A 17,385-nucleotide genomic window follows, 5' to 3' on the forward strand; every position below is an offset into this window, starting at 1 on the left:
TAATTCCGTTATATCCAATATGATATAACGGAAATGCACATTAGTAAAGTATTATGTACAGTCGTGCTATAATACTTTAAGAATATGCTGAAAAGGAGACCGTTATGAAACAGATTTTTATTGGGATTATACGCTTTTATCAAAAGTTCATTTCTCCGATGACACCACCAACATGCCGTTTTTATCCGACTTGTTCTCATTACGGATTAGAGGCGTTTCAAAAACATGGTGCATTCAAAGGCTTTTGGCTTACTTGTAAGCGTATATTAAAATGTCACCCTTTCCACCCGGGAGGATTTGATCCTGTCCCAGATAAAAAGGATGACAAAGTAAATTCTTAATTGTCGTAACCATTCACAACTAAATCTAATTTTCCTGTTTCAGGATCGATAACAAGACCGTGAACAGGTACTTCTTCTGGAAGTAACGGATGGTTGCGAAGTATCGATACGCTATGTTCTACACTTTCTTCTACACTAGAGAACCCTTGTAGGAATCTTTCTAAATCGATTCCAGAATAACGGAGTGTATCTAATTTCTCATTTGTTATACCGCGCTCTTTCATCTTCTCAATTGTACTGCTTGCCTGAATTTTTGCCATACCGCAATCGTGGTGACCAACTACACAAACTTCATCAGCACCAAGTTCATATACAGCAACTAAAATACTACGCATAATACTTCCGAATGGATGTGAGATAACAGCTCCTGCTACCTTAATAATTTTCACATCACCGTTACGCATATTCATTGCTTTTGGTAATAATTCAACAAGTCGTGTATCCATACAAGAAATAATTACCATTTTTTTATTCGGGAATTTTCCTGTTTCATACTCTTCGTATTTTTTCTCTTCAACAAATTTCTCATTGTACTGCAAAATCTCTTCTAATGACTTCATAGTAAAGGACCCTCTTTTCTCTCGTTTACACTACATAAATAGTGTACCAAAATATGAAAAACTCAAAAAGGATATCGCTTTATAGTAAAAATAAGATATTTTCAGATAATCGACATAATTCTTTCAAAATATACACACAGCTTTGTAACAAGTTTCACATACTTTAAACGTATTTTCACTATAAACTGATTGTAGATAATGTAAAAAAGGAGTGAATATTCATTATGTCCGACGTTCTGTTACTGAGTCGTTTTCAATTTGCAATTACTATTTTTTATCACTTTTTATTTGTACCTTTGACAATCGGACTTGTCATTTTAGTAGCATGTATGGAAACTCAATACGCCCGCACATTGAATCCAACATACCGCAAAATGGCAAATTTCTGGGGTAAATTATTTACAATTAACTTCGTAATGGGGATTATAACCGGGATTACGATGGAATTCCAATTTGGAACAAACTGGTCTGAGTACTCCAAATATATGGGAGACATTTTCGGATCACCTCTCGCAATCGAAGCACTTGTTGCCTTCTTCTTAGAATCTACTTTCATGGGAATATGGTTATTCGGTAAAGACAAAATTTCACCAAAGTTCCGTGCCTTCTGCATGTGGATGGTTGCACTTGGAACAAACATTTCTGCCCTTTGGATTATTACAGCAAACGGCTTTATGCAAAACCCTGTTGGCTACGTAGTACGTAACGGCCGCGCTGAATTAAATGATTTCTGGGCACTCGTTACGAATCCATACGCTTGGAATATGTTCTTCCATACTGTAGTTGGTTGTTATATTGTTGGTGCTTTCTTCGTTATGGCAATTAGTGCCTATCACTTATTACGTAAAAATGAAGTTGAATTCTTCAAAAAATCATTTAAGTTCGGCTTAATGTTAGGCTTATTCGCCGCAACAATTACACCGTTTATGGGACATCAATCTGGTGTATCAGCGGCTAAATATCAACCCGCAAAAGGAGCTGCGATGGAAGCAGTTTGGGAAACCGGAAAAGGACAAGGCTTCTCAATTGTTCAAATTCCTGATGTAAAAAACGAGAAGAATTTTGAATTCCTTACGATTCCAAAACTCGGAAGCTTCTTCTATACAAACTCATTTGATGGCGAAATTGTTGGTTTAAAGGATATTCCGAAAGATGAACGTCCAAATGTTAACCTCGTGTATTATAGCTTCCGCTTAATGGTTGCACTCGGTATGTTCTTTATGGCATTAACTTGGTATGGCTTCTATTTAAACCGAAAAGGAAAACTAGAAAACTCAAAACGTTATTTAAAAATTACAATATGGTCTGTCTTACTTCCTTATATCGCGATTAACGCAGGATGGATCGTCGCTGAAGTAGGTCGCCAGCCATGGACAGTATATAAACTAATGCGTACAGCAGAATCTGTATCACCTATATCCGTTCCGCAAATTTGGTTCTCATTAATTAGTTTAATTTTGTTCTACACTTTACTTTTAATCGCAGACGTATATTTAATGCTGAAGTTTGCGAAAAAAGGACCTGCCGCATTAGAAGAACCTGCTACTGAGGGAGGTGTGGCTCATGTCTCATGATATGCTTGCAATCATCTGGTTCGGTTTATGGGGCGTGATTTGGACAGTTTACTTCATTCTTGACGGGTATGCACTTGGTAACGGAATGATTTTTCCCTTCGTTACGAAAGATCGACAAGAACGAAATCAATTACAAGAAGCAATTGGCCCGTTCTGGGGCGGTAATGAAGTATGGTTAATTACAGCTGGTGGCGCAACATTTGCTGCCTTCCCAGTCACGTATGCTAATATGTTTAGTTATTTATATACACCGTTATTCTTAGTATTACTTGCACTATTTGCTCGTGCCGCTGGACTGGAATTCATGCATAAAGATGATTCACCAATTTGGCAAAAAACTTGTAAATGGGCATTTGCAATTGGCAGTTTCCTAATCGCCTTCTTATTCGGTGTTACATTCGCTAACTTGTATTACGGACTACAAATCGGAAAAAATGGCTATGAAGGAAATTTACTTAGCTTACTAAACCATTACGGTATATTAGGTGGTCTTTTCTTCACTGCTATATTTGTCGTATCCGGTGCCCTTTGGGTCATGATTAAAACGACTGGTGAAGTATCTGATCGTGCTTATAAAATCGCAAGACCATTTTCAATGGCAGCTGCTATCATTTTAGCTATTTTCTATGTAGCAACTGCTAATAGAACAAACTTATTCCAAAACTTTACAGAATATCCGGTACTATTCATTCTTCCAGTACTTGCAATGCTAATGAGTGTACTCGCACTAATTATGGTGTACAAACATAAAATTGGCCTTGCATTCACATTCGTTTGCCTAACAATCGCAATGTTTATGACAACTGGCTTTGCAGGTATGTTCCCAAGAATGTTACCATCTCGTATTAACGATGCATACAGTACAACGTTATACAACGCAGCTGGTAGTCAATTAAACTTAAAAATTATGTTCTTCGTTGCAATGGTCATGGTACCAATCGTTATTGGATATCAGCTTTGGAGCTACAGTCTTTTTAAAAATAAAATTCATAAAGACTCTGCTAAAGGGTATCACTAAGTTAAAAAAAGACACTTCGTTTGAAGTGTCTTTTTTTTACGTATGATTTTCGATAAGATGTTATATTTCTAATCTAACAACTATACTACAGAAGAATCATTAACAGCTCACAGCTAGATTGTAGCACAGGACAAGTTCATCATTTTATGCAATTTTACATACTGTACTATAAAGTAAACTGTATCCCCTGATCATTCGCATCATTATCCCATACATCAGCTGTACTAATCCCGCTAAACGTTTGTACTTTCATTCCTGTATTTGATGATCCCGATCCATTATAAGCCTTCGTCTTTTCAATCGGCTGTACGTTATATTTGTCACCTACATTAATTGTTCCATTGCAGTTTTCAATAATAACACCTTCCACAACTGCCGGCATTTTGTCACCCACTTTCATTTCTTTACTTTTATTTTATGAAAATCGCCTAGAAAAATAGCATGTTTCAATAAGAAAAAGCACTCAATTTGAGTGCTTTTTCTTTAAGCATAAAGACAAGTTTGGAGACAGTTGACTTCTTCAAAATTTTATTAGGGGTAATATTTTGAAAAAGAAAGCCTTTCATATGTAGGTTAACACCACTGGAATATATAGTAAATTGATAATATTTATACGGAAGATTGCTAATGTTTAGTATAGATAGTTTACACTGTGCTAACAGTGAAAACTATCTATACTAACAAAAAAAGATGCCTTCAAAAAAGACACCTTTCAAAAACAGACACTATAAAACAGAATTATTTATTGTTATACGATTGTTAGATACAAAAAGTAGAGGGAAATGTTTGTATTAAATTCTGCTTTATAAAGTCTGTCTACAACTTATATTGTAATCCTCTTCATTTGAAAAAAAATATAATATGCACAATTGCATACAAAAAGAAAAAGCACTCTACTGAGTGCCTTTTCAACCATTTTACTTTTAATATATCGCTTTGAATATATTGTAACATATGTATCCATATATTTTATTGAGAAAATTCAAAATCCTTTTTCTTTCATTTTCACTTATAAAATCATGTAATATAAAAGGTATGTCAAATTCTTATACAAGTTGAGGTGTACTATATTTATGCTGTATTTTGGAATTATTCCTCTTATATTGTTTATTATTTTTCTTATCTCATATTTAAAAGATCCGCGGAAAATAATAAACGGCTTTTTATTTAATTCCTTTGTCTGTTTTTTCCTTCTTTTTTGTGTGATTATATCTGTGAATTCAAGTAGTGATGTCCTACGCTATATTATAATTTTACCTATTTTAGCACTTCTTATTATGCTTCCTTTCGGTATTGTTGCTTTAATGTTTGGGCTATTTCTTAATGCTAGAATTTTAATGAAGCGAGAAGGAAGACGGTTCACTAACTGTTTAACACTCCTTGCTGCTTTAGGGATGTTATTCTTTATGTTACTCCCTATCATAAATCCAGCAAGTTTGGTCTCATCGCATTTAGAGCCTATTTTCGCAGCTATTTCTCTTATAAGCTTCTATTTCTTTATACACTTATCTAACTTCTTAAGCGCTTATTTTTTATACCAATTTAACAGACCAAGACGTAATCAAGATTTCATTATCGTTCTTGGTAGTGGCTTAATTAATGATAAAGTACCACCCTTACTTGCAAGCCGCATTAATAAAGCTATCGACTTCTATTGGAAACAAGCAGCTGTAAATACACCACCGACAATTATTTTCTCTGGTGGTCAAGGTCCAGATGAAGGTCTTCCAGAGGCAGAAGCAATGCAAAATTATGCTGTTGAAAAAGGAATTCCTCTTGAACATACAGTCCAGGAAAATCGCTCTGTAAACACATATCAAAACATGTTGTTCTCTAAAGAAATTATGGATTCTTTAAAACCTGAAGGTAAATATAAAAGTATTTTTACAACGAATAATTTCCACCTTTTCCGCGCTGGTATATACGCTAGACAAGCTGGTCTTAATAGCCAAGGAATCGGGTCAAAAACTGCATTTTATTACTGGCCTAACGCAATGATTCGTGAATATGTTGCGATTGTCGTAATGGGACGTAAGCGCCATATGAAAATATGTGGAACTATTTTAGGTTTCGCTTTATTCATATCAGTACTTAGTTTTATATTTTCTTAATAGCATCCCATCCTTTGAAAGGATGGGATTTCTTATACTGATTTCAAAAATATTTTAAAGATAATATGGTGATAATATTCCCTGCATACATCCATTAAAGGAGAATTTTTTCAAATTAAATGTTAAAATAAAATTTAGGTGTGAATTACGTAACAAATAAGAAACTAGTTTGAAACGAGGAAATTACATGGAGAAAATTATCAAAAACAAGCCCAATAAGCTAAGAATTGCTTCAAAAGCTTTGATGATTATTATTGGGGCATTTATCACAGCGTACGGATTAGAAGCAGTATTAATTCCAAATAACGTATCAGACGGTGGTGTAACTGGTTTAAGTATCGTTAGTTCAAGATTATTTGGATTGCCATTAGGAGCTCTAATCGCAGTTATTAACATTCCTTTCGTTTGGTTAGGATATAAGCAAATCGGTAAAAGCTTTGCTATTTATTCCATTATCGGGATTGCTTCATTAGCAATAGGTACCGTTGTCATGCACGGAATACCAGCTATTATTGAAGGCGATACATTATTAGTTACAGTTGTTGGTGGTATTATCATCGGTTTTGGTATGGGACTAGCATTACGTAACGGTGGGGCATTAGATGGAATCGATATGCTTGCTGTATTACTTTCTCGTAAGTTACCATTTGGAACGAGTGACCTTATTTTATTCTTAAACATGTTCGTATTTATTTTCGTATCAACGGTATTCGGCCTGCAAGGAGCTATCCTTTCGGCAATTGCTTACTTTATCGCTTCGAAAGTGATTCATATCGTTGAAGTTGGTTTAAGTGGTTCAAAAGCATTTAAAATTATTACAAAAGAGCCTGAATTAATGGTAGAAACAATTCGCGATCGTTTAGGCCGAAGTGCAACATATAACGAAGTATACGGTGGTTATTCAAGAGAGAAGTTTAAAGAAATTTCATGTGTAATTAACCGTTTAGAAGAAAGTAAAATGAAAGAACTTATTAATGAAATCGATCCACATGCCTTTATTACAGTTTATGACGTAGCAGAAGTAAAAGGCGGTAACTTTAAGAAACGTGATATTCATTAATCGTTATGAAAAAGAGGGTGTGCCAAAATTTTGGCACACCCTCTTTTTATTATTAAGTTGCTATCGTTATCAGTTTTTGTCGGTAAGTCGATATATTTCAATAATCGCTGATATATTTTTACTTCCTCCCTTATGCCTAAATCGTACCACCTGAGAGGAATTAATTCCCATAACAAAAAAGACCAAAAAGCAAATTCCACTTTTCGGTCTCTACACTATCTTCTCTTCGTAATTTTTCCTGAACCACCGACCCTCGTTTTCGGAGGAGATGTATTCCTTGGCGGCGTTTTAATAGATGATTTTGGCTTCACATCTGATCCGCTTGAACCGCCTGGTGTTTTTGTAATTTTACCCTTGCTTCCAGTAGAAGGTGGGGGCGTCGTATTACTTCCTTTTTCAGTAATACTTCCCTTATCACCTACTGATGGTTTCGAATCTACATTATCGCCTCGCTTAATGATAGACCCTTTCCCTTCCTTCGTAATTGGAGGTGGGGTTTTCTTTTCTTCTTTCGTAGGTGGTCTCTCTGGAATAACTGGTTTATGATTTTGTCTGTCATTATATCCTCGATAATCACCGTATGATGATTTTCGTGAACCGAATATATCGTTTAATATGCTACCCATAATATATCCTTGCAAGAAGGACGGTTGGTAATTTTGACGGACAAATTCTTTATTACTTATTTCAATTAACGTATCAGATGGTTTCTCTTTATCCTTTTGCAGGTTATAAATCTTATCAGAATAAACGAGGAACATTTGATTTTCGTCTTCTTTAGATGCTTGCTTCGGTTCTCTTTCGTTAATGAGTTCCTTCGCTACTTCAGGAACTGACCGATTGGCGGCCCTATACACGTAAGATTCTTGTTTACCTTCCTTGGCAACAGATTCAAGTGGATAACGGTCTTGAATCGACTTTGTCTGCCCGCCTTGACAACCTGATAAGGCATAACCAGCAACAACAAGTAATATAACGATAGCAAGTATAGGGATCACAAACGATTTAATCATGGTAAACAATCGGTTTGACATGATTACGCCCCCTTACGTTGCTCTTATAATTTGTACATCAGCAGGAATGATTGCTTCTCCCTCATACATCATTGTGCGACCATTTTGCCATTCAATACGCAATAATTTTCGATTATCTGATTGGAATTCCCATATATACTGTTCTTCTGAAGCTGAGAATGGAGTTTTTCCCATCACAACAACACGTCCGTTATATTGTTCTTCCATATGGTACTCGATATCATCCATTTCAATTGTCGTCGGAATTTCATCAATTGAATCTAAGCGACCATCAATTGGTGTATATAATTTGTAATACGTATTTTCACGATCTTCAATTTTTAAATAACGAATGTCTTTCCCGTCTTGCAGTGTCAAAACAATTTCCTTGCGAGAATGCATACTCGTTTTCCCAGTTAATTCGTACATGACTAATGAAACTTCAATCATATCACCAGGAGCTAACGTTAAAAGACTCTTTTCCGGCTTCGGTGGCTCTGGGCTTTTCATTATATTTTTAATTCGTTTAAATAAACTCATGATCTACCCCTCCTTTTCTCTTTATAAACAAGCACCTAAAATAAGTGCACCAACAATATGTAATGATCCAGCTAACATCGCATGTGCAACGCTGCCTTCTTTCGTACCTTCTTCTAAATCTAAGCCAGACATTTTCTTTAACACAAATTCGATAAACATTTCTACCACTAATAAAATAACGAAAGAAACTGCTGATGCAAGTAGCGCTTGCCATAAATCATTTGCTTTCGTTATCGATTGAGATAAAATGTACCCTTGTGCAAATAATTTCATAATAAAACGAGTTGTTACAGCTGTATTTCCATTTTTGATTTCTTTTAAATCATTGTATTTTGTAAAAATTGAATCAACCCACATAATTGCAAATAAAAGTACTGCACTCGCTCCAGTCCATACAAGCATGGCAACTACATTCATCCATGTCATTGCAAAACCTCCTCTAAAATATAATAGAAAACCGACATGAATATATTTAGACATGTCGGTTCATTTGTCTTTATTCTATATTATTTCTCATACTGTTTCATAATACGAGCTAATTCATCGTCAACAGCAGAATTTTTGTTTAAGCTTGCGAATTCATCATCTAATGATTTTTCTTTCTTATAAACTTCACCGCTTGCTTCCGCTTCAGCCTCTAATTGAAGAGCTTTCTCTTCCATACGGCTTAAACCAGCTTTTGCTGAGTTTGAATCAAATCCAGACATCGCCTGATTAATATTCTTTTGTGCTTTCGCCGCATTTACACGCGCTACAAGTGTTTCACGTTTATTTTTCAGCTCATTTAATTGCTTACGCATTTCTTCTAGCTTTAGGCGCAGGTTATCAGCAGCAGCTTTATTTTGCTCGTAGCTTGCTTTATACTCATTCATTTTTTGCTCTGCATTTTGTTTTTCTTCTAATGCACGACGCGCAAGATCTAAGTTATTAGCTTGAACAGCCATATGAGCCTGCTCTTCACGTTTTTTCACAAGTGCTTCTTGCTCTTCAAATAATATTTTGAATTTCTTCTCAAGTGCGATTTGAGCTGCTACACTTTTCTCAGCCTCTTGTACATCGGCTTGCATATCGCGTAAATATTGATCAGTCATCTTAACTGGATCTTCCGCTTTTTCAATTAACGAATACACATTTGACATTGTTAAATCTCTTAATCGTTTAAATACAGACATCTAAATTCCTCCTATGATATACCTCATATTTCAAATTCACTACTTGGAAAACTGAAAAATCTCCCTTTACAGTAAAGAATATTCATTTTACAGCCTATGTGTTTATTATAACAAAACTAATATGTCCTTACATGTTATTTCCAAAATACATCCATTATAATATGACATTCTATATACAATATTGTATTTCTAATATATTCTCATTATCCCTCTTTGAAATTAACTTACTTTTGCGCACTTTCACTAAATTACATAAGTGTAATGTTACTGTAAGCTAACTCGATAGTTACGTTTCCATATTTCTTATACACTAATACCAGAAGCAGCAAACAAGCTTCTCATCATTTCGGAACTAATACAAAAATGTATTTACTATAAAACATATAAAAGGAGAAATCATCATGAAAAAATTAGTAGGAATCGGATTAGCAGCAGCAATTTCATTTGGAGCATTATCAGGTTGTTCTTTATTAGGAGAAAAAGCGAACGGCTTTGTACTGTACGGATCAGAAGAACAAGTTCAGCAAATTACAGATAAAAACAAAAAAGAAGTGAAAGAAAAAGACTTCTATAAAATGAAAATGACAACATTAGATGGTAAAAAAGTTCTTGTAATGGATAAGAAAACTGGTGAAGAACTAGTGAAAAAAGAGTTACTTAGCAAAGTTGATGAAAAAGACAACACGAAACCACTTGATAAATTACCAGCTGTAACAACAGAACAAGGTGTATTATTTGCAAAAGAAAAAGTAGAAAATGCTGCACTTGATGGGGCAAAATTAAAATATGAAGGCAACACAATTATCGGAAGTGGTCGTGCATATACAGATATGTATGCGATTGTTGATGACGCAACTTACAGCAATGTAAAAGGTGATGAAAAATCTGTAGGTGTATTAAAATTTGATAAAGACCCAAGTAAAGAATTCCATGGTTACAAAGGCGTAGAAGCTTCTCAACTTGTAAAAATTAAAAAGTAAAAAGTAAAACAAAAAAGCTTTGCGAAATTCGCAAAGCTTTTCCTATTTATTATGAGCAATTTGCTCCATATCCGGGCTACAAGTTTGCGACTGACATGACTTATTTAAAGAACATGCTGCGCATTTTCCTTTTTTACTTCTCTTTACAAAATTAACTAACGTATATGCTGCATAACCAAAAATGATAGCTCCAATTATAATATTGACCATCATCACAATACATCTCCTTCTAGAATCCGAGTAAGGATCCAACTTGGTATATAATGAGCGTTAATACATAAGCAACTACGAGTGGATAAACGACTGAAAAAATCGTCCACTTCGCTGATCCTGTTTCACGTTTAATAACAGCTACCGTCGCTAAACACGGAACATATAATAAAATAAAGAACATAAATGCATAAGCTGATAATGCTGTATAATGTGCTCCCATTACATTTCCAAGCACATCTTCTTTAACTGCATAAATAATTGCCATTGTAGAAACGACAACTTCCTTCGCTAAAAATCCTGTTAAAAGGGATGCTGCAGCTTGCCATGTTCCGAAGCCGAGCGGTGCGAATAGTGGTGCGATAAATCCACCAATCATCGCTAAGTAACTGTCTCCCATATCAACACCAAATCCTGATGGACCTGCATAGTTTAATAACCAAATGACAACCGAACCACCAAAGATGAATGTACCAGCTTTACGAACAAATCCTTTCCCTTTCTCCCATGTGCTTAGCCATAATGTTTTTGCTTGTGGCACACGGTAAGGCGGTAATTCAATTACGAAAATAGACTTTTCCGCTTTCAAAATCGTAAGAGACATAATTTTTGTAACTAATAACGCAAGAACAATCCCTGCAACATATAAAGAAAATACAACAGCCGCCTGACTATGCGGGAAAAATACGCCCGCAAATAATGCATATACAGGTAATCGTGCTGAACAAGACATAAATGGTGTTACTAAAATGGTAAGTAAACGTTCTTTTTCCTGTTCAATCGTTCTCGCAGCCATGATACCTGGAACGTTACATCCAAAACCGATAATCATCGGAATAAAAGCTTTTCCGTTTAAGCCGAAAAACTCCATAATTCTATCCATAACAACTGCAATTCGCGCCATATACCCTGAGTCTTCTAATAATGAAATAAAAAAGAATAGTGCAAAGATTTGTGGTACGAATACTAATACAGCACCAACACCGGCAATAATACCTTCTGTAACGAGCGCTTGAATAAAATCAGAAGCTCCAATACTTGTAAGTCCAGCCGTCACCCAATCCGTAAGCTGGCCACCAAAAAACTCATCTAACATATCCGATAAAGGTGTACCAATCCACGTAAACGTAACCTGAAAAATAAAAAACATAACTGCTAAAAAGATTGGAAGTCCTAAAATTTTATGTGTAATTAATCTATCAATTTTTTCTGAAAAAGGAATTTTTCCTTCTTTCTCATGCTTCATAACATTTGTTTTTAACTTTTCAATATACGCTTCACGAGTTTTGTAAATGTGCTCTTCTAACGTACAATCAAGTTTTCCTTCTAAGCGAGATCGAATGGCTATGAGTTCCTTATAAATTGGTAATGCTTTCATTTCTTTTTCTACTACTTCGTTATTGCTTAAAAATTGAAGTGCTAACCATCTCGGATGCTCGTAATTCGCTGTCTCTAAAAGAGCAATTACTTCTCCAATTCCTTCATCCATTTGTACACCATATGAAATAAGAAATGGCTTTTTCTCTTGTTTGTTATTTTCTTTAAGAGTCGTAAGCAGTTCTTCACAGCCTTTTCCACTTCTTGCAACAACAGGAACGACTGTTACACCTAATAGCTCTGATAATCGTTTTACATCAATGACAATTCCTCTTTGCTTCGCCACATCAACCATGTTTAAACCAATTGAGACTGGCTTACCAAATTCAAGTAACTGCAACGTTAAATGCATATTTCTTTCAAACTGCGAGGAATCTACGATATTTAACATATGATTAAATTCTTCTGTTAATAGAAAGTTTGTTACAACACCTTCATCACGTGAAACTGGATTTAAATCATAAACACCTGGTAAATCAATTAATGTTCCTTGTCTATCTTTTAATTTACCAACCTTCTTTTCTACTGTTACACCGCTCCAGTTTCCTACATACTCATAAGAACCAGTAAGTGCATTAAATAATGATGTCTTCCCTGTATTCGGATTCCCTAGCAAAGCTACCTTATTCACGCTAATTCCACCTTTATCATTTTCGCGTCACAATGACGAATACTAATTAACTGTCCACGACACTCCAATGTACAAGGACCTTTGAACATCGCTTTCTGTTTCAGGCGAAGTTCGCTTCCTTCAGCAAGACCGAAAGCAGCTAGTCTACGCTTTAATAGCTGATCTAAAGACTGAATACTTTTTACTAACACTTTCTCTCCAATTTTAATATCTACTAAGCTCATAACCTTCCCCCTCAGAAGAGAATGATAATTATTTTCAAAAAAATTATACCACACCCAATTTCTCTTGTACTATACCCTTTTGCTTCATATTTATTAACATTTCGCTACAATTCTATTTCAATTATTGTCATACTGTATTCGTTTGCCATTCTCATCCATTTCACTTACAATAAAGAGGGTGTTGCAAAACTCATAAATATCCAAAAATGAATGCATAAAAAAATCCGTTTTCCTGGAAAAATGATAGTAACCGAAACTATCTCCAGAAAGGACGGATTTACTAGTATGATAACCAAATTTGATGAAAATCAATCCATTTTACAGATTTTATTTGCATACGTAGACAGTTTAACTATTGAAGGCGTTCCGCCTGTGACAGGTCGCCCACCAATCTGTAGAAAAGCCTTACTGAAATGCTTTTTCTTGAAAACTGTATTTCAAATTGACTCTTTACGCAAATTAACACGTTTTTTGCATCAATATCCTTCATTTCGTGTATCTTGTGGTTTATATTTCGTTCCTCACGTTTCTACTTTTTCACGTGTAGGTACTTGGTTTCGTGAAAAGGGNTATTGCTTCAGGATATAAAAGATCAAAATGTGTTATTTTCCGTTGCAGATGCTGCTTACGATAGTCAACGTATTTATGAAATTGCACGAACATGTAACATCTTTGCCATGAATCCAATCAATCCTAGGAATGGTGAACAAAATAAGAGTACACATCGTCGTGTATTATCTCATTTTATACAAACTATCTTTGGTAAACAATTGATGAAAGAACGTAGGAAAATTGAACAACAGTTTAGTAAACTCAAAGATAAAGGGTTGGAACAGCCACGTTGGTATGGTCAAAATCGCTATCTATTGCATGTTCAGCTAGTTTTTCTGATTCATAACATTGCATGTTTATTTTAGTTTTGCAACACCCTCAATAAACAATAGCAAATAAAGAATTTCGTTATCACTGGGGGAGCCATGCCGCTGAGAGGGAACACTTCGTTCCGACCCTTCGAACCTGTTAGTTAATGCTAACGCAGGGATTGTGCAAACGTCCGAAATACATACCTCATTTTTATTTACGTATTTCGTATCCTCCTATGATATCTATTCTTTTTTGTATAACTTGGATTTAGGGGGAAACAACATGCGTAACACCAATTTACAAGCGATGATCGAATCTGCTATTCTTGCAGCCTTCGCCATGATTATCGATATTTTACCATTATCACTTAAACTTCCAACAGGCGGTTCTATCTCATTCGCTATGATTCCTATTTTTATTATTGCTTACCGCTGGGGCTTTAAATCAGCTTTCTTAGGCGGTTTAGTTTGGGGACTATTACAAATTGTCGTGGGAGATGCTTATATTTTAACACCTGTTCAAGCATTCATTGAGTACTTCATTGCCTTTGCTTTTATCGGATTTGCTGGCTTATTCTATCGTCCAATTCAAAAAGCACTTTTAACATCCAATGAAAATAGCTTAGAACAATCAAATTTAGGTAACCGTAAAGACAAACCTTCATCAAAACAAAATCAGGGTAAGAAAGTCCTTGCTTATATTATCCTTGCTACATTTATCGGTAGCTTTGCTCGCTATTTCTGCCACTTTATTGCCGGCATTATTTTCTGGGGACAATATGCACCGAAAGGTCAATCAGCTGTGTTATATTCATTAATCGTAAATGGAAGTACAATGCTTGGTTCTTTTATTTTATGTACCGTTTTACTTATATTTTTATTTATCACTTCACCACGATTATTCAAAAGCATCAGTGCTTATCAAATGAATACACAAAAAAAGGGCGCTTAATGAGCGCTCTTTTTTCATATCGTAATATCAATTAAAAATACAATAAATGCGCAAAAGAAAATAAATACCATTATACTTAGCCAATTGCTATGCACGGTTCATCGACTCCTTACATAACCTCATATTCTAAACAAATTATACTGATTAAAAATAAAGATTAGGTAAAGATAATATGAAAATAAATTAAAAAAGCGTAAATCATATTATTTACGCTTTTTTCGGTAAATAGAAGTAAAATAACACACCATCTTCTGTATTTCCTGCCCCATATTCAGTATCATGTAGTTCTAAAATATTCTTTGAAATGGCAAGCCCAAGTCCCGTCCCACCTTGTGAACGCTGACGAGCTGTATCCACTCGATAAAAACGATCCCAAATTTTATCTAATTGTTCTTCTTCAATGTGAGTACCTTTATTTTCAATGCACACTTTTATACGATCCTTCTCATCTATTGTAGAAATAATAATATCTTCTTTATTTGGTGTATAACGTATGGCATTCGTAATGAAATTCACGATGACTTGTTCAATCCGGCCTTGATTTGCAATCACTTCAAATGAACATATATTTTTATGAACACGAAGCTCTTTTTTCTCTATTTCCACAGATAGATGTTCACATATGTCTTCAATTACTGTATCAATATAAAACGAATCCTTTTTCATTTTATATGTACCAGATTCAAATTTAGCTAACTCAAGCATATCCAAAATTAACGTATCCATTTTGTCTACTTCTCTCTCCATTGCCTGAAAATAATACTCTTTTTTATGTTCAGCTACCCCGTCTTTTAAAATAGAAATACAGCTTTTCATAATACTTAGCGGTGTTTTTAATTCATGTGAAACACCAGAAATGAATTCTTTTCGCGTCTTTTCTAACTTTCTTTCCTTTTCAATATCTTCTTCTAACTGCCCAATATGCGAATGGAGTTTATTTGATAGAACATTAATATTTTTCGATAAATCTCCAATTTCATCTTTTGAAGTAATCGGTATTTTTTCTGTAAAATCTAATTGTGCTATTTTCTTCGTCGTATCATTTATTTTTAGTAATGGTTTTGCAATTTGTTTTGAATAATAAAACGAAGCTAAAAAAATAAGAACGACTACAAATGCAATGATATAGATGTAATAATCTTGCACCATTTGTACAGCTTCATCTACAGGCTGTAAAGAAGCCATCGCATAAATATATGTTACTGATCCATCTTTTTCTTTTATTGGTTTCATTAATAATTTATATTTTATATCATTCTTTTCATAGTCCATTGTCTTTGTTGAATACTCTATTTGATTACTCTCTTTTAGTAATACATCCGTTTGAAATTCTTTTATACTATCCAAAAACAAAGTATTTTTATAAATTGGATTTACGAGGCCTTTTACATCTGGAAACTGTACTTTTGTAACAAACCCACCTATATAAGCATCTGGTTCTTGGGCAGCTTGCTCCTGAACAGCCGGCTTCTTTTCCTTACTTACTTGTTCCTCAGCTGCTTTCTTTTTCTCCTCATCTAATTTACTCATTTTCTCCTTAAATGCTTTTTCTAACGGTTTATTAGATCCACTTAAATTCTGCTTAGATAACGAGAAAAAGAATGGAATAAAACTATCTCCTTTTTTCACTCCAGAAAAATAAATTCCTTGGCCTAGAAACTGATCTGATGATTTATTCTCAATCTCTTCTATATTGACGAGATTGCCTAAAGGAATTTTGAATATTTGTTGTCCAAAGCTCTTTTGTTGCCTACGATCTATCGTTACTTCAAAATAAAAATCATCTGCATGTTTTAAATTCCCGTTCTTATCTAATGTCGTAATCCACGTATTATTTTCTCTTAAAAAGTCTTGCTCTAGTTTTTGAATTTCTTCTGCATTTCCTGCATAATTTAAATAATTCTTCTCAAAGGAATTTAAATTTACTTTAATATCTTCCACTTTTCGATTCGCATAATATTGTTTAAAAAATATCGTTTGTCCAATAAATATCGTCGCTAAAATCAACATACATAATGCTGTTGTAAGAGTAAATAATTTTAGTACAATTCCTTTTCTCATATATTCCCCTCAAATTTATAACCAGTTCGTACTACAGTTGTAATGTACTTTGCTTTCTCTCCTAATTTATTTCTTAAATTACGAATATGACTATTCACCGTTCGATCATCACCAGCAAATTCATATCCCCAAATTCTTGAAATGAGTTGCTCTCGCGTTAAAACGATTCCTTGATTTTTCATGAAATACGCTAATATTTCAAATTCTGTATGCGTTAAATTAATATCGGTTCTATCTACCGTAACAGTGCGAGACGGAAAATGAACGTGAATGCCGTGGATTGATAATGTATCATCTTCATTCTCTAAAAATTGCTTTGTCACTTTTCTGCTTTCTAACAACCTTTTCGCTCTTGCTAATAAAATTGGCGGACTATACGGCTTCGTCACATAATCATCTGCCCCAAGTTCAAAACCAAGTAACGTATCGTCTTCATCTACACGCGCCGTCAGCATAATAATAGGCACCTCGGACGTCTTTCGAATCCTTCGGCAAACAGACCATCCATCGAGTTCTGGCAACATAATATCTAAAATAACTAAATCAACCTCTTCTTCTTCAAATACAACTAAAGCCTCTTTCCCGTCCCTCGCTTCAAACACTACATATTGCTCACTTAAAAAATAATCTTTTAATATTTCACGTAATATGTCTTCATCTTCAACAATTAAAATGTTTTTTGACATAACTTATTTATC

Annotated in this window: 18 protein-coding genes, 1 pseudogene and 1 riboswitch; of the genes and pseudogenes, 8 read left to right on the plus strand and 11 right to left on the minus strand. The window is 34.6% G+C overall.

Annotation, left to right across the window (positions count from 1 at the left end; genetic code table 11):
* Positions 1 to 104: 104 nt before the first annotated feature.
* Positions 105 to 341: a membrane protein insertion efficiency factor YidD gene (gene yidD / locus V6946_RS25595; RefSeq protein ID WP_000809330.1), complete on the plus strand. Its 237-nt coding sequence runs from the start codon at positions 105 to 107 to the stop codon at positions 339 to 341.
* Here yidD and V6946_RS25600 read toward each other — a convergent pair.
* Entirely contained in the window at positions 338 to 901 is a 564-nt protein-coding gene (locus tag V6946_RS25600) for a carbonic anhydrase (protein WP_000838169.1), read from the minus strand. The genes yidD and V6946_RS25600 overlap by 4 nt on opposite strands.
* 224 nt (positions 902 to 1,125) lie before the next feature.
* Here V6946_RS25600 and cydA point away from each other — a divergent pair, with 224 nt between their 5' ends.
* Both cydA and cydB read left to right on the plus strand, forming a co-directional pair.
* Positions 1,126 to 2,475, plus strand: a complete 1,350-nt coding sequence (cydA, locus tag V6946_RS25605) for a cytochrome ubiquinol oxidase subunit I (protein WP_001286188.1) — start codon at positions 1,126 to 1,128, stop codon at positions 2,473 to 2,475.
* A complete protein-coding gene (gene cydB / locus V6946_RS25610) occupies positions 2,465 to 3,493 on the plus strand; it encodes a cytochrome d ubiquinol oxidase subunit II (RefSeq protein WP_006925605.1) in 1,029 nt (342 codons plus the stop codon). Before cydA ends, cydB begins: the two co-directional genes overlap by 11 nt.
* Before the next feature lie 166 nt (positions 3,494 to 3,659).
* On the opposite strand, the gene V6946_RS25615 is transcribed toward cydB, so the two are convergent.
* On the minus strand, positions 3,660 to 3,893 hold the full coding sequence (locus V6946_RS25615; RefSeq protein ID WP_002001299.1) for a spore germination protein: 234 nt from the start codon (positions 3,891 to 3,893) through the stop codon (positions 3,660 to 3,662).
* A gap of 673 nt (positions 3,894 to 4,566) precedes the next feature.
* On the opposite strand from V6946_RS25615, the gene V6946_RS25620 reads away from it, so the two are divergent.
* Entirely contained in the window at positions 4,567 to 5,604 is a 1,038-nt protein-coding gene (locus V6946_RS25620; RefSeq protein WP_000965218.1) for a YdcF family protein, read from the plus strand.
* Between the two features lie 187 nt (positions 5,605 to 5,791).
* Positions 5,792 to 6,664, plus strand: coding sequence for a YitT family protein (locus tag V6946_RS25625; protein ID WP_000411245.1), 873 nt, complete (start codon positions 5,792 to 5,794; stop codon positions 6,662 to 6,664).
* Positions 6,665 to 6,879: 215 nt separating this feature from the next.
* Here the strand turns inward: V6946_RS25625 and V6946_RS25630 are convergent, their stop codons facing one another.
* From V6946_RS25630 to V6946_RS25645, 4 genes are all read right to left on the minus strand, one after another.
* Positions 6,880 to 7,698 (minus strand): DUF4247 domain-containing protein, encoded by an 819-nt coding sequence (locus tag V6946_RS25630; protein ID WP_000071190.1) that lies wholly within the window; start codon positions 7,696 to 7,698, stop codon positions 6,880 to 6,882.
* A 12-nt stretch (positions 7,699 to 7,710) separates the two neighbouring features.
* On the minus strand, positions 7,711 to 8,217 hold the full coding sequence (locus V6946_RS25635) for a DUF4178 domain-containing protein (RefSeq protein ID WP_006920701.1): 507 nt from the start codon (positions 8,215 to 8,217) through the stop codon (positions 7,711 to 7,713).
* A 21-nt stretch (positions 8,218 to 8,238) separates the two neighbouring features.
* The gene (locus V6946_RS25640; RefSeq protein WP_000220087.1) at positions 8,239 to 8,643 is read right to left on the minus strand and encodes a DUF350 domain-containing protein; all 405 of its coding nucleotides are present in this window, start codon (positions 8,641 to 8,643) and stop codon (positions 8,239 to 8,241) included.
* Positions 8,644 to 8,723: 80 nt separating this feature from the next.
* Positions 8,724 to 9,389, minus strand: coding sequence for a PspA/IM30 family protein (locus tag V6946_RS25645; protein WP_000110280.1), 666 nt, complete (start codon positions 9,387 to 9,389; stop codon positions 8,724 to 8,726).
* A 401-nt stretch (positions 9,390 to 9,790) separates the two neighbouring features.
* Here V6946_RS25645 and V6946_RS25650 point away from each other — a divergent pair, with 401 nt between their 5' ends.
* Entirely contained in the window at positions 9,791 to 10,369 is a 579-nt protein-coding gene (locus V6946_RS25650; RefSeq protein ID WP_366982118.1) for a lipoprotein BA_5634 family protein, read from the plus strand.
* 42 nt (positions 10,370 to 10,411) lie between these two features.
* Here the strand turns inward: V6946_RS25650 and V6946_RS25655 are convergent, their stop codons facing one another.
* Genes V6946_RS25655 through V6946_RS25665 form a run of 3 tightly spaced genes read right to left on the minus strand, consistent with a single transcriptional unit; the run spans position 10,412 to position 12,811 of the window.
* Positions 10,412 to 10,582, minus strand: a complete 171-nt coding sequence (locus V6946_RS25655) for a FeoB-associated Cys-rich membrane protein (RefSeq protein WP_000989598.1) — start codon at positions 10,580 to 10,582, stop codon at positions 10,412 to 10,414.
* A gap of 16 nt (positions 10,583 to 10,598) precedes the next feature.
* Positions 10,599 to 12,587, minus strand: a complete 1,989-nt coding sequence (gene feoB, locus V6946_RS25660; protein ID WP_006920702.1) for a ferrous iron transport protein B — start codon at positions 12,585 to 12,587, stop codon at positions 10,599 to 10,601.
* Positions 12,584 to 12,811, minus strand: a complete 228-nt coding sequence (locus V6946_RS25665) for a FeoA family protein (RefSeq protein ID WP_000060512.1) — start codon at positions 12,809 to 12,811, stop codon at positions 12,584 to 12,586. The genes feoB and V6946_RS25665 overlap by 4 nt, the downstream gene beginning before the upstream one ends.
* 285 nt (positions 12,812 to 13,096) lie before the next feature.
* On the opposite strand from V6946_RS25665, the pseudogene V6946_RS25670 reads away from it, so the two are divergent.
* Together V6946_RS25670 and thiT are read left to right on the plus strand one after the other, a co-directional pair.
* Positions 13,097 to 13,728, plus strand: a pseudogene (locus V6946_RS25670) (transposase).
* A 41-nt stretch (positions 13,729 to 13,769) separates the two neighbouring features.
* Positions 13,770 to 13,871, plus strand: a riboswitch (TPP riboswitch).
* Positions 13,872 to 13,957: 86 nt separating this feature from the next.
* Entirely contained in the window at positions 13,958 to 14,626 is a 669-nt protein-coding gene (gene thiT, locus V6946_RS25675) for an energy-coupled thiamine transporter ThiT (protein WP_001246588.1), read from the plus strand.
* Positions 14,627 to 14,833: 207 nt separating this feature from the next.
* Here thiT and V6946_RS25680 read toward each other — a convergent pair whose 3' ends face one another.
* Positions 14,834 to 16,687 carry a HAMP domain-containing sensor histidine kinase gene (locus tag V6946_RS25680; protein WP_366981742.1) on the minus strand — a complete coding sequence of 618 codons (1,854 nt, stop codon included), beginning with the start codon at positions 16,685 to 16,687 and terminating at the stop codon, positions 14,834 to 14,836.
* Positions 16,684 to 17,373, minus strand: coding sequence for a response regulator transcription factor (locus tag V6946_RS25685; RefSeq protein WP_006928626.1), 690 nt, complete (start codon positions 17,371 to 17,373; stop codon positions 16,684 to 16,686). The genes V6946_RS25680 and V6946_RS25685 overlap by 4 nt, the downstream gene beginning before the upstream one ends.
* Positions 17,374 to 17,385: the final 12 nt, after the last annotated feature.

The organism is Bacillus sp. PPSBB_2 (assembly GCF_045291115.1).
Taxonomy (GTDB): Bacteria; Bacillota; Bacilli; order Bacillales; family Bacillaceae_G; genus Bacillus_A; species Bacillus_A cereus.

Bases quoted from the DNA above. Each gene is read 5' to 3' on its own strand.
- yidD (WP_000809330.1), top strand. From the start codon at position 105: ATGAAACAGATTTTTATTGGGATTATACGCTTTTATCAAAAGTTCATT.
- V6946_RS25600 (WP_000838169.1), bottom strand. From the start codon at position 901: ATGAAGTCATTAGAAGAGATTTTGCAGTACAATGAGAAATTTGTTGAA.
- cydA (WP_001286188.1), top strand. From the start codon at position 1,126: ATGTCCGACGTTCTGTTACTGAGTCGTTTTCAATTTGCAATTACTATT.
- cydB (WP_006925605.1), top strand. From the start codon at position 2,465: ATGTCTCATGATATGCTTGCAATCATCTGGTTCGGTTTATGGGGCGTG.
- V6946_RS25615 (WP_002001299.1), bottom strand. From the start codon at position 3,893: ATGAAAGTGGGTGACAAAATGCCGGCAGTTGTGGAAGGTGTTATTATT.
- V6946_RS25620 (WP_000965218.1), top strand. From the start codon at position 4,567: ATGCTGTATTTTGGAATTATTCCTCTTATATTGTTTATTATTTTTCTT.
- V6946_RS25625 (WP_000411245.1), top strand. From the start codon at position 5,792: ATGGAGAAAATTATCAAAAACAAGCCCAATAAGCTAAGAATTGCTTCA.
- V6946_RS25630 (WP_000071190.1), bottom strand. From the start codon at position 7,698: ATGTCAAACCGATTGTTTACCATGATTAAATCGTTTGTGATCCCTATA.
- V6946_RS25635 (WP_006920701.1), bottom strand. From the start codon at position 8,217: ATGAGTTTATTTAAACGAATTAAAAATATAATGAAAAGCCCAGAGCCA.
- V6946_RS25640 (WP_000220087.1), bottom strand. From the start codon at position 8,643: ATGACATGGATGAATGTAGTTGCCATGCTTGTATGGACTGGAGCGAGT.
- V6946_RS25645 (WP_000110280.1), bottom strand. From the start codon at position 9,389: ATGTCTGTATTTAAACGATTAAGAGATTTAACAATGTCAAATGTGTAT.
- V6946_RS25650 (WP_366982118.1), top strand. From the start codon at position 9,791: ATGAAAAAATTAGTAGGAATCGGATTAGCAGCAGCAATTTCATTTGGA.
- V6946_RS25655 (WP_000989598.1), bottom strand. From the start codon at position 10,582: ATGATGGTCAATATTATAATTGGAGCTATCATTTTTGGTTATGCAGCA.
- V6946_RS25665 (WP_000060512.1), bottom strand. From the start codon at position 12,811: ATGAGCTTAGTAGATATTAAAATTGGAGAGAAAGTGTTAGTAAAAAGT.
- thiT (WP_001246588.1), top strand. From the start codon at position 13,958: ATGCGTAACACCAATTTACAAGCGATGATCGAATCTGCTATTCTTGCA.
- V6946_RS25680 (WP_366981742.1), bottom strand. From the start codon at position 16,687: ATGAGAAAAGGAATTGTACTAAAATTATTTACTCTTACAACAGCATTA.
- V6946_RS25685 (WP_006928626.1), bottom strand. From the start codon at position 17,373: ATGTCAAAAAACATTTTAATTGTTGAAGATGAAGACATATTACGTGAA.